The organism is Candidatus Jordarchaeum sp. (assembly GCF_052745115.1).
The window spans coordinates 1-11,433 of the sequence record NZ_JBRAKS010000113.1; the positions used below are offsets into that span (position 1 = coordinate 1).

The 11,433-nt window shown below is 33.6% G+C and carries 12 protein-coding genes; 1 reads left to right on the forward strand and 11 read right to left on the reverse strand.

Annotated features, from left to right (window positions below; translation table 11 throughout):
• A partial coding sequence (locus tag ACUVXA_RS09660; RefSeq protein WP_445871049.1) for a hypothetical protein occupies positions 1-258 on the forward strand: 258 nt, incomplete at its 5' end.
• 365 nt (positions 259-623) lie between these two features.
• Here ACUVXA_RS09660 and ACUVXA_RS09665 read toward each other — a convergent pair.
• The 11 genes from ACUVXA_RS09665 to ACUVXA_RS09715 form a co-directional block, all read right to left on the reverse strand.
• Positions 624-752, reverse strand: a complete 129-nt coding sequence (locus tag ACUVXA_RS09665) for a tyrosine-type recombinase/integrase (RefSeq protein ID WP_445871060.1) — start codon at positions 750-752, stop codon at positions 624-626.
• Entirely contained in the window at positions 739-987 is a 249-nt protein-coding gene (locus tag ACUVXA_RS09670) for a hypothetical protein (protein ID WP_445871050.1), read from the reverse strand. The genes ACUVXA_RS09665 and ACUVXA_RS09670 overlap by 14 nt, the downstream gene beginning before the upstream one ends.
• Before the next feature lie 334 nt (positions 988-1,321).
• Positions 1,322-1,654 (reverse strand): lipid-A-disaccharide synthase N-terminal domain-containing protein, encoded by a 333-nt coding sequence (locus tag ACUVXA_RS09675; RefSeq protein WP_445871051.1) that lies wholly within the window; start codon positions 1,652-1,654, stop codon positions 1,322-1,324.
• A 345-nt stretch (positions 1,655-1,999) separates the two neighbouring features.
• Positions 2,000-3,388 (reverse strand): ArnT family glycosyltransferase, encoded by a 1,389-nt coding sequence (locus ACUVXA_RS09680; protein WP_445871052.1) that lies wholly within the window; start codon positions 3,386-3,388, stop codon positions 2,000-2,002.
• Positions 3,389-3,402: 14 nt separating this feature from the next.
• Positions 3,403-4,158, reverse strand: a complete 756-nt coding sequence (locus ACUVXA_RS09685) for a glycosyltransferase family 2 protein (protein WP_445871053.1) — start codon at positions 4,156-4,158, stop codon at positions 3,403-3,405.
• Complete coding sequence (locus ACUVXA_RS09690) at positions 4,136-5,842, reverse strand: ArnT family glycosyltransferase (RefSeq protein ID WP_445871054.1); 1,707 nt, start codon at positions 5,840-5,842, stop codon at positions 4,136-4,138. The genes ACUVXA_RS09685 and ACUVXA_RS09690 overlap by 23 nt, the downstream gene beginning before the upstream one ends.
• Entirely contained in the window at positions 5,793-6,896 is a 1,104-nt protein-coding gene (locus ACUVXA_RS09695; RefSeq protein ID WP_445871055.1) for a DegT/DnrJ/EryC1/StrS family aminotransferase, read from the reverse strand. Before ACUVXA_RS09695 ends, ACUVXA_RS09690 begins: the two co-directional genes overlap by 50 nt.
• Before the next feature lie 20 nt (positions 6,897-6,916).
• Positions 6,917-7,876, reverse strand: coding sequence for a Gfo/Idh/MocA family protein (locus ACUVXA_RS09700; RefSeq protein WP_445871056.1), 960 nt, complete (start codon positions 7,874-7,876; stop codon positions 6,917-6,919).
• Positions 7,877-7,905: 29 nt separating this feature from the next.
• Positions 7,906-8,973, reverse strand: coding sequence for a metallophosphoesterase family protein (locus ACUVXA_RS09705; protein WP_445871057.1), 1,068 nt, complete (start codon positions 8,971-8,973; stop codon positions 7,906-7,908).
• 43 nt (positions 8,974-9,016) lie between these two features.
• Positions 9,017-10,624: an ArnT family glycosyltransferase gene (locus tag ACUVXA_RS09710; protein ID WP_445871058.1), complete on the reverse strand. Its 1,608-nt coding sequence runs from the start codon at positions 10,622-10,624 to the stop codon at positions 9,017-9,019.
• A gap of 381 nt (positions 10,625-11,005) precedes the next feature.
• Positions 11,006-11,305 (reverse strand): hypothetical protein, encoded by a 300-nt coding sequence (locus ACUVXA_RS09715; protein ID WP_445871059.1) that lies wholly within the window; start codon positions 11,303-11,305, stop codon positions 11,006-11,008.
• Between the last annotated feature and the right edge of the window lie 128 nt (positions 11,306-11,433).

Genomic DNA, 11,433 nt, shown 5'->3' on the forward strand with positions numbered 1-11,433 from the left:
GAGTTAGACCAAGAGAAAATAAAACTTAAAGATGATATTAAGCAATTAGAACAAAGACTCGGTAATGAGAAGGTGGTTTTAGAATCTTTTATTCTTTCAAAAACTCCATATGAGAAGTTGATAAAAGGAAGGACATCTCCTCCTTCAAAAGATGAATATATAAATCATCATGTTTTATTTTTGGTAGATGAAGACTGGACTGAAAAATTATTTAAGCTCTTGAGCAACGCTACTGACCAGCCCCAGCCCTTTCAATAGATATCAAAATACTTTCCATTGTTTTTATTAAGCCAGAATTATTGAAAGTATCTGTTCTTTCATAGGTTGAAGAAAGGGCTGGGTTTAGGGAATGAATAAGACCTTTTCGGGCAAGCGCACCCCGTGAGATGAAGCAAGCTATCTCACGGGGTGAAGAGGATTTTGACGCTTTCAAAAATTCAATTCTTCCTTCAGGGGTTGGGTTGGGTGGGGTGGGGATAAAAAAGAAAAGGGGGTTCCGTTTATATTTCCGAAAACCACCAGTTCGTATTGTTAAATATGGCTTCCCTTCGATTATACTAAATTTTTCCTAATATTTTCCTCACCTTATCGAGAATCTAAACCCCATCCCTTAAACTCTCAGGCTAGGGATCGGCGTATCTTGATAGCATAGAGATCTCTTTCCATCTGCTAAGTTTCTGGATTTTATAAAGATCTCCTCCACACTGAGCGAGACGAGTTGTAAAGGTACGCCTGAGATCATGCCATCTCAGATGAAGGGATACTTGATTTTTTAACTCCTAAGGGAAGTGTTCTCATAAGATTGGCCGAAGCATCGATCATCGTCCTTTTATTGCTATAAATGACAAGATTTGATTTGATATTTCTGATTTTACTTCTGGCCTTTAGAACCTCCATGGCCATTTCATTCAATGGCAGGGCGTCCTTTGATTTATTTTTCTGCTCAAGAATCGTAATTATTCTTCTGAAAAGGTCTATCTGTGACACTTGAGATTTAAAACCTTGCTCTGCCTAACTCCTGTTTCAAGAGAAATTATGATAAGTTATTGAAGCCACTCAGGAGAGGAATTAAGAATTTTTTCCTCTTAAGTTTGTATTAATAAATATCTTTCGCTATAATTTTAGTCAGTATCCTGTTTCCAAAAACCTTTCAGGTGAAAGGTATTACCACAAATACAAGAATCCTATTTCCAATTTTTTCCCATCTTTCCATTCAGGCGTGACTATAAGGTCCTTAAGCCATTTATCAATAGTGTACACGGAGATAAATTTAGGCTGTGCTGAATGGTGTCCATGTGGCGAGAGCTTTTTGATTAACGGTTTAATGGCGGTTTTTACTTTTATAAATAAAATATAGATTTCTAAAATATATAAAATTTCCAGGTAAATATGCTAATATAAAAACAGGATCCATTCTGTGTATTGCATATATAAGAACTATCAATCCGCCAATCAAACTGAAATACCAGAATGAAACAGGAATTACACTCTCCTTTCTTCTTTCTGAGGCTATCCACTGGACTAAGAACCTCATAGTAAACATAAGTTGACCAATAAATCCAAAAATCAACCAGAAATCTAATTGAAACTGTGGATATTTTGCCTGAATATCCCTTAAAAAATTAACTATAAAACCAAAAAATATTAATCCCATAATTAAATCCTTTCTTCTATCTCATATTGGATATTTCTATTTTTTATCCATCTTATTACCAATAGATTGAAAAAAGATCTTATTAAACGACTTATAATATTATATTTAGATTTACCAAATCATGGGGTTTAACGGTAACATCTATTACTTTATATCCTTCCATTTTAAATAAAATATAAAAATATAGATAAAAATGGTGCATTCTATTAAACCTAAAGATTGAAAACGAAAGAAGAAAGATTTTATTCTCCATTCAAGACTCGTAAAATAGCTAAAATCTCAATAGATTGATTTGAATTCATTGCCCATTTATTTGTAATCTCAATTTTAAACGAAAATCTAAACTTAATAAGAGGTTAAAATTAACCTCCCTTTCTTATATGGAAATTCTTTTAAAAAGGAAATTGAATTGTTTAAACGAATTTTTAAATCCTCATAAGACTCTTTAGGCATTATTATAAATATCTTTTTATACTCCTTGATTTTTCTTAGATGGTTCAAATCTTTTAATACTATAATCGGAATGGGTGGATCTAAGTAAAAATTTATCTCTTCGAGAGTACTTATATCTAATTTATATGCAAAAGGTATTTCCCCTTTTAAAAAAGGCCTTAATTCCATAATAAATGTCATACCAGGCGAATAAAGGTTATCTTTTTTTATCCATATAAATTCACGTATATGCCAGACGGAAATTGCAAAAAGGAAGATTATTATAAGAAATTTAAATCCTTTCTTCCATATTCCCCCAATCATTAATCCCAATGGAGGAAGTGTTGGTAGGAGGTATCGAGAAGCCTTATACCTAAAAAATGTTAGAGAAATAAAGAGGGTTAAAAACCAGATTAGAAAAAAAATATATTTTGATTGCCATACCCTTTTTTTCTCTTTCCAAATGTAAACTGTCAGGAAAGGTATAAATATTGAACCAGGGAAAAATTCTCCCCAGATCTGAATAAAATAGAAATAGAAAGGGGCTGTTCTTGAAAGGATCTTATTTTCCTTTATTAATAAAATTGTTTGTTCCAATCCAATTCTAAAAATGAAGGAAATTGCCCAAGGAAGGACTGTTAGCCCTAAAATTATATACCCAAGAATAAATTCTTTTCCAATAAGTGTACTCCATTGTTTATTTAAAATAATATATATCAATATAAAAATAAGTGGAAAAAATCCAAATGGACCCTTAGTAAGTATTCCAAGTCCGATAAAAAATAAAGATAAGATACAGAAAGGAAACTTTCTAAAATTTTGTTCATTGTACCAGAGATAGAAAAAATATAATGAAAGGATAACAAATACGCACAGGATAATATCTGTTTTTGCCAACCTCGCCTGGAAAAAGTATTGATAACTTGAGAGAAGGCTTCCTCCAGCGATGATGCCGGCTTCAATTCTTCCATAGACTTTCTTTCCCCAAAGAAAAATGATTATTACACCTACCCAGGCCAATAAGGCTGATGGAAGTTTAGCTATAAATGGAGTCACTGAGCCATAAATATAGGAAGGAATGGCTATGAGCCAAAAGAGTAATGGAGGCTTATCAATGAAAATCTTCCCATTTAAATGAGGAACAATCCAGTCACCCGAACGGATCATTTCACGGGCTACCTCTGCATATCTAATGTAACCATGATTTTCAAGGCTACGACCCCAGAGGTTAAAGAGAAGGACAAATCCAGTAGCACTAATAAAAAATATGGTTATCCATTTATCTTTGACAATATTCTGCATAAATAATTCTTATCTTAAATTCTTTCATCAATATTAAAATTGATATAACGTTTTTTCATCCATCGGACTGCAAGAAGATCAATGAAGGAAGACCACATGCGATTAAGTGTCGTATATTTTGAAACACCAAATCTCCTCGGATGATGTGTAATTGGTATCTCAATTACACGAAACCCTTCCATCCTAAAAAGTGTGGGCATAAATCTATGCATCCCTTTAAAAAGTTTTATATTCTTTAGACACTCTCTTCGGAAGACTCGAAATGTACAGCCGCTATCTCGAATAGATTCATTACTTAACCAATTACGAATTTTATTTGCTATTTTTGAAGTGATTCTTTTTATCCATGAGTCTTCTCTTGTTTGTCGCCACCCTGTAACCATATCATATTCTTTTAAATATTCGAGCATTATTGGGATATCATTTGGGTCGTTTTGGAGATCAGCATCCATAGTGATAATTATTCCTCCTTTTGCCTCTCTTAACCCAGCATCAGTAGCTGCTGTTTCACCACAATTTTCCTTAAAACCTATCATATGGATTTGGGGATAATGTAGTGAAGCCTCTTTAATTATATTACGACTCTCATCTCTGGAACCATCGTCAACAAAGATAATCTCAAATGGTTTTTTAAGCTTTTCAAGTACTCCGTAAAGTTGGGGAATTAAAACCGGAAGATTCTCTTCTTCATTAAAAACAGGTATTACAACTGAAATCTCAATCATCCCATTGTCCTTATCTTTAAAATCATTGATTTGACAATAAAGCAATGTGATCACCCCCTATCCTACGATCGGAAATTAAATTGAAAGGAATTAAGATATTTTCTTTTTTTACTCTCTCATAATCATTAAATTTTAATAAGCAAAAAACCCTTTCTTTCGAAGAAAAAAATTTAATAAGTTCCTCCTCACTATTCAATTCAATAATTGGAATAATCCCTGTATAAAAATTATAAGGACCTGTTCCGAATCCTCCGAAAATTGCAAGTTTCTCGCCAGGTCTTAATGCCTGTTTAATTTCCTGTGAGAAAAACCGTGCTGATTTATAGGGATTAACAAGTGGAAATATTATTCGAGTAGTATAGAAGAACCCACCTCCAAATATTAATGCTATAAGAATAAATGAAACTGTTTTATATTTTGTAATTCTTTTAAGTTTAAGGAGAATACCAGACGTTAATAATGATAAAGCTAATGGGATAATACTAAATCGTGGAACAAAATGGAGATATTTTGTAACAAAAGATCCAACAGGTAAAAAATTTTTATACAAAATTACAATTATCACTGATCCTGAAATTATAAGTATCAAAGATAAAAGTTTTATCGGAATAGAAAAAAGTCTTTCAAATCGATTAGAATTAAGAAGATAATCGTTCCAAAACTTCCCTACAAGCAGTGATGCTGCTGGATAAAGAGGGAGTAGATAGATAGGTCTTTTACCTTTTGAGAAACTGAAAAATAGGAAAACAGAAAAGAACCATATTAAAAGGAAAATGTATTCTTTTCGATTGCCTTCTCTTATCTTTAAAAAGCTATAGATTATTGCACCAGGCATAAATAGAAACCATGGTAAAAAGTCTATAGGAAAATTAATAAGATAGTAATACGGAGGTTTTACATGAGTCCAACCTTTCACATAAGCCTCAACAGTATGCTTAAATAGTGTTTCTTTTAGATATGCATTTCCACCTTTAATAACAGCTGGAATATACCACGAAAGTACAATCATGAGAAATAATAGCATTCCCGGAAAAAGTCTCATTTCCCTAAGGCTTTTCCAATCTTTTTGGATCAATAGGTAAGTAATGGAAACCATTATTGTAACTATAAATCCAACCGGACCCTTTGTTAAAGTAGCAAGTGCCATGGAGACGTAGAACCCATAAATCAAAAGATTCTTAATCTTTTTTTTATTTTTGTCTTCTTTAATATAAATTAACCATTGATAAAAAAATAGAATAGATGTCGTTGTGAAAAAGGTAAGAGTTGTATCGATATTTGCCCTCGTAGATAAGTAGGCAAATTCGACACATGTAATAAGAATAATGCTCGAGAGAAACCCTGTATGTTCAGAAAAGAGTATTTTACCCAGTAGGAATGTGACAATAACTGTTAAGGTTCCAAATAGTGCTGAAGGGAATCTTACTGCAAATGAATTAAATCCATTCCAGATAAAGGAGGAGAATGCTATCAACCAAAAAAAAACTGGAGGTTTGTCTCCATATATCTTTCCATTAAGATGCATAAGGACCCAATCTCCTCTTTCTACCATTTCTCTTGCTACCTCTGCATATCGAGGTTCATCTGGATTCCAAAGATCCCATAGTCCAATTCCAAATATGAAAATAAAGAAACAAAAAACTAAAATGATGAAAAATAAAGGCCAAATTTGAGAGGAATTATTTTTCGAAATATTTTCTGATAATTTCACATACATAGTGTACTTCATCCTGTTTAAGGTCTGGATAAATTGGCAAAGAAAGTATATTTTTTACAACTTTCTCTGTTATTTCAAGCTTTGGTTGTCCTCCGAGAAACTTTTGTACTGCAGGCTGCAGATGGCATGGAATAGGATAGTGAATCCCTGTTTGGATTCCGTTCTCTTTGAGATATGTAGCTAATTTATCGCGATTAAGTGTCTGTATAACGTATAAATGGAAAACTGCTTCAGCCCACTGTTGAACTTCTGGAACAGTTACAGGAAGGTTTTTTAATCCTTCATTATACCAATTGGCAATTTCTCTTCTTGAACCATTAAATCTCTCAAGGTACTGAAGTTGAATAAGACCAATTGCTGCCTGAATCTCATTAAACCTAAGATTAAATCCGACTAATTCGTGCCTGTATTTTTCCTTTCTCCCGTGATCTCTTAACATCCTTACAGTCTCTGCTAAATTGTCATCTGAGGTTACTATTATTCCCCCATCTCCAAATACTGTTAGATTCTTTGATGGATAAAATGAGAAACATCCTGCAATACCTATTGAACCAACTCTTTTCCCCTTATATCTTGCTCCATGTGCCTGACAACAGTCCTCTAATACGAAAAGCTGATATTTTCTGGCAAGGTCAAGTATAGGATCCATATCTGCTGGGTGGCCATAAAGATGAACTGGGATAATCCCCTTTATTTTTATCTCTCTCTTCTTATTATTAATCAGAATTTTTTGGATATGCTCGGGGTCTATAGTAAAATTATTATTTATATCGGCGAATATCGGTATAGCGCCAACATGAAAGATTGGTTCAACTGTTGGAAATGCTGTAAGGGAAGGAACTATAATTCCATCTCCTTCGCAAACTCCCAATGCCTTCAAACAGAGGAAAATAGCAGAAGTTCCAGAAGAAGTAAGAATTCCGCGCTTAGCTCCTATAAATTCAGCAAATTCTTTTTCAAATTCCCTACACGTATTTCCTAAAATATACTGACCTGAATCAATAACTTTCCAAACCCGATCTTTGATCTCTTGATCTATATAAGGTTTTGAAAGAGGAATTTTCATTTTTGCTCCTTCCTAAAAAATTATTCCCATTTAATTTCAATTCGCTCTCCTTTTCGAGACGATTCGTAACAAGCTTCTACTATTTTTAATGCATTATAACCAGCCTGACCATCAGCCAAAGGTTTTATCCGATCTCTTATTGAATCAAGAAATGCCCTTAACTCTATTGAAAGTGGTTCTTCTAAATCAATCGAAATATTTGAAACATCGCCTTTCATGGCTATTAACTGTCTTCCTTCTCTTTCATGGCGATTTTCATAAAATTGGAGTAAATTCTTTTGAAAGTCACAATAAATGCTTCCCTGGTCTCCAATAATAGCAATATCCCTTCTCTGTTCAGGAGGCATATAACCTGCCTCTAAAATGACAATTTTTTCTCCATATTCAAGAATTGAAATAGATGTATCATCAAGAGATAAACCAAGATAGTTTCTTACAACTGATGTAACAGCTTGCGGAAGTTCATCAAAAATATAGTTAAAAAGGTCAAAAAAGTGTATGGCATCGGTTTGTGTTACTCCAACATCCATTCTCGGTCTCTTAAATCCCATAAAATGTCCATATGCATAGCGAATCGCTCCCAGTTTTCCCTCTTTAAGAAGGCATTTGATTTTCGAAACTGCAGAATGGTATCGGTAAATATGGCCGATCTGAAGAATTAATCCTTTCTCTTCCGCCATCGAAATCATCTCTTTTGCCTCTTGGGAAGTTAAGGCAATTGGTTTCTCCACAAAGACATCCTTGCCTTTTTTGAAACAATCCTTGCTAATGGCTAGGTGGCTATCGGCTGGTGTCACAATATCCACTCCATCTACGAAATCAAGAAAATCAATGTAATGGGTTGAAAGATTATCCCCCGAAATAGAAAACTCTTCACAGACCCTCAGCTGATTTGGATCTGAATCAACAACATAAAGTTCATCTACCAAATTTGTAAGTGTCTTAAGATGGTTTCTCCCCCATCTTCCCATTCCAATCAATAAAAGCCTCATACTCATCCATACCAACTTTAAGGTTTTTTCTTATTTTTGTTTCTTACGGAAACGATAAAATAAATTAAGAAGTAAACTCCTCCCCAAAAAAACAGAATAGCACCTATGTAGAGTATCCAGCCTCTATCTTCAACTATTGGGAAAAGGTGTGTGAATACCCAATTTTCAAAAGATTTTTCGAAATAAATACCCTTTTCAAGGACTATCAAATTTTCACTAATTATATGCTCATCGACACTAACTTTCAATATATGGTGAAATTTTCCCCATTCAGACTGAGTCTTCTTTAAACGACCTCCTCCTCCCGCAACCACTAAATTCACCCCTTTTCTCTGACCTCTCCTATATCCATGATAATGTCCAAAAAAGCAAGTTGTCACCTTATAACGTTCCAAAATAGAAAAAAATTGATCTTCATTTGGGAGAAAATCCTTAAGGGCCCCAAAACCTTTAGGTGGGAAATGAATAAATACAAAAATATACTTCTTTCCTTCGCCTTTTTTAGCCAAGACTTCATGAAGGTAATTTAAATATCCATTCGGATTCCTCGGATCAACCTCTAAGAGAATGAAGAGGCAATGATTGAAGATGAAATCAAAGCTCCTCGCTCCGTAAAGAAAATCAAAAACTTCTTGTGTAACCCTCCGTTCATTATGTTTTATTTTTTTCGAAGTATAGTCTATATCGTGATTCCCAGGAACAATAAAAACAGGAAAAGGGGGTTTTATTTCTGTAACCATATCGGTTAAAAAGAAACGATGTTCCCAGATATCAGGTTTTCTAACTACATCTCCCAAAAGTATAAGGAAAGAAAATCTTCCGTTCTTTAAAGCCTTTTTAATTAATACCTCTCCCTTTTCACTTCTTTCAATGTCTCCAATCACTAAAAAAGAGAATGGGAACCCTTCTTTTTCCAATTTTTGTACATTTGAGTTCTTATTTCCAACTAAATGTTCAGAGGGAAGGCTTTGATAAGCTCTATAATATTTAATTATCTTGATCGATAAAAAAGAAAAGAAGAGAAAAATAAGACTTATGATGAACGAAATAAATATGTTTTTATTTAGATTAAAAAATCTAATCATATTATCCTCCTAATCCTTTTTCAAAATTCTCACTTCCTAACTCTTAATGGTTTGAAACGAGGACGTACTTCCAATGGCCAATCTGGGCTTTTTCTATTGGAATCATATCAATTCCTGTTTCTCTTTTTAGCTGATCAAACATTTCCTCAAAGATAACAATAAATATTCTTTTGGATGAATTGAAGACTTCTTTAAAGCGATCTGTATTATTTATCTCTTCAATATATGATTTTTTTGTGTAATAGAGTAATCCATTTGAGGTAAACCAATAAGTTTTTATATCATCTTCGGAAGCCATTCTCTTAAGAATTCTTTCTGAAAAATTTTTCATAGATCTCTGGGAATTTAGCCCTGGGAGTAGAGCGGAGGATATATGAAGATGAAATGCAATAAATATAAGAATAATACTTGTAAATGAGGCCCATCTTTTGTTCTTTAAAAACAAAATAAGTGAGATTAAACTCCCGATCATTAGGTAAAAAAGGATAAATCCTAAAAGATGCTGATATTCAATAAATGAAATATAAATTTTTTTGGGGGAAAATATTAAAATACTAAAAAAACCAATTAGAAAAATTATTATAAGCGAGATAAGCCCTGTAATTATGATCTTTTTGCTTTTTAAAAACCTAAATCCAAAATCAAAAAAAGTTCCAATCATAATAGATGCGGCTGGATAAAGTGGAAGAATATAATTATCTTTCTTTCCTTTAGAGAAAGTAAAGAAAAGGAATATAAAAACAAACCAGACGAAGAGAAAAAAAAATTCTTTTTTCTTTTCATTGTATCTCTTTAATCCAGAAATAATCGAGTTAGGCAGAAAAACTATCCAAGGAATAAATTCTAAAGGAAAACGGATAAAATAAAAAAAGGCCCTCTTGGCATGAAAGTGCTTACCTCCCTCAATATATGTTCCAATGACCTGTTTGAAAAGGATCCAATTAGCATAATATTTTCCTCCTTCCAAACAGGCTGGAACAAACCAAACCGAAACTACTAAAACTGAAAGAAGAAAGCTCCAAAGGAGTTCGGTACACAAAAAATCAATTACTCTTTTTGTTAGGATAGTGAAAATAATAAAAATTGGTATTGTAAGGTAAGCAACTGGACCTTTTGTTAAGACTCCAAATCCCATAAAAAGGCCAGCTAAAAGATAGTATAACTTTCTTTTTTCTTTATTCTCGAGGCCTCTATAAAAAGAGAAAAGAGTTAAAACAAAAAAGAGTGTCAGCAAGGAATCTAATATTACCCATCGCGAAATTGAAGGAAACAGTATACAGGTGGCTAAAATAAGAGCTGAGGTAAAACCAACTCTATAATTGAAAAGTCTTTCTCCAAAGAAGAATGTTACGAGAACTGTGGTAAAACCGGAAAGGGCAGATGGAAGACGATTTGCAAATTCTGAATTCTTGCCCAATAAGAATATTGAAAAATTTATTAGCCAGAAGTAAAGAGGTGGCTTCTCTCCATATATTTTCCCATTAAGATGGGGTAAAACCCAATTTCTACTTTCCCTCATTTCTCGGGCGATAACTGCATATCGAGTCTCATCAGGATCCCAAAGATCTCTACTCCCAAGGTTAAAGAAAAAGATAAGTATCCCAACTAATAGTAAAACCACCACATTGATTTTTTTACTAAAATTATACATATTTCCCAAATCTCATATAATTTTTAAAATAACATAAAAAAATTCTAAATAATAGGAAAATATTAAAAATAGATTAAAGGAATATTAAAATTTCTTAATACTATAGTGGCTATGAATTGGTTGAGCGGCCAATCTCTTAAAGTATTCACGAGGGCCTGAATTTTTTTCAATTTGTGTCCATCAGAGCTTAAAGTGCTAAAAATAGTTCGTTCAATGGTCTTAGCCTTAAGATGCTCAAGAGGCTAAGGGCACAGGTATTTAAGGTGGCTGAACAGTTAACGGCCTTTCCCTTTCTACATTGCCAGTTGGTTAAGCAATCCTGTTCCTTGAGATATTGAAAGGTTAGCTCTATTCTATAATATAGCCGCAGGGTGGCCTTCTTTAAAGGAAGCTCGTGGAGATCCTTGATCCGGTTGCCATATTTATGGGTTTGGCAAGGCCTCTTCTTCTCTCGGGAGCGGGTTCATAGAGGGACGAATACTTGCGTATCCGAGTCTTAGTGTAGTAATGAAGTTCGATCACAACCCGGTTATGACCGAAGAGGTATTTAGGCTCATTCTCTCTGGCAGAGTGGCCCAATGGCAGACACAGAATTGACATAAGAATCGATGGATGCAGGGGAAAATGATTTTTAATCCACTTAGCCGGATATAAGAGGTAATGGTCTTTCTCTGAGAACAAAGAAGAAGCCTCCTAACGATGTAACAACTGAATACCTCGAAAAGGTCCTTTGCGAGGTTGACAAATGAATCTTGAAGTTGTAATGAATTCATGTAAGCTCTTACCTCCTTTATTTGCGATTAAATTGA

Excerpts from the sequence above, each read along its gene's own strand:
- ACUVXA_RS09705 (WP_445871057.1), bottom strand. The coding sequence starts at position 8,973 with ATGATTAGATTTTTTAATCTAAATAAAAACATATTTATTTCGTTCATC.
- ACUVXA_RS09695 (WP_445871055.1), bottom strand. The coding sequence starts at position 6,896 with ATGAAAATTCCTCTTTCAAAACCTTATATAGATCAAGAGATCAAAGAT.
- ACUVXA_RS09680 (WP_445871052.1), bottom strand. The coding sequence starts at position 3,388 with ATGCAGAATATTGTCAAAGATAAATGGATAACCATATTTTTTATTAGT.
- ACUVXA_RS09690 (WP_445871054.1), bottom strand. The coding sequence starts at position 5,842 with ATGAAGTACACTATGTATGTGAAATTATCAGAAAATATTTCGAAAAAT.
- ACUVXA_RS09675 (WP_445871051.1), bottom strand. The coding sequence starts at position 1,654 with ATGGGATTAATATTTTTTGGTTTTATAGTTAATTTTTTAAGGGATATT.
- ACUVXA_RS09710 (WP_445871058.1), bottom strand. The coding sequence starts at position 10,624 with ATGTATAATTTTAGTAAAAAAATCAATGTGGTGGTTTTACTATTAGTT.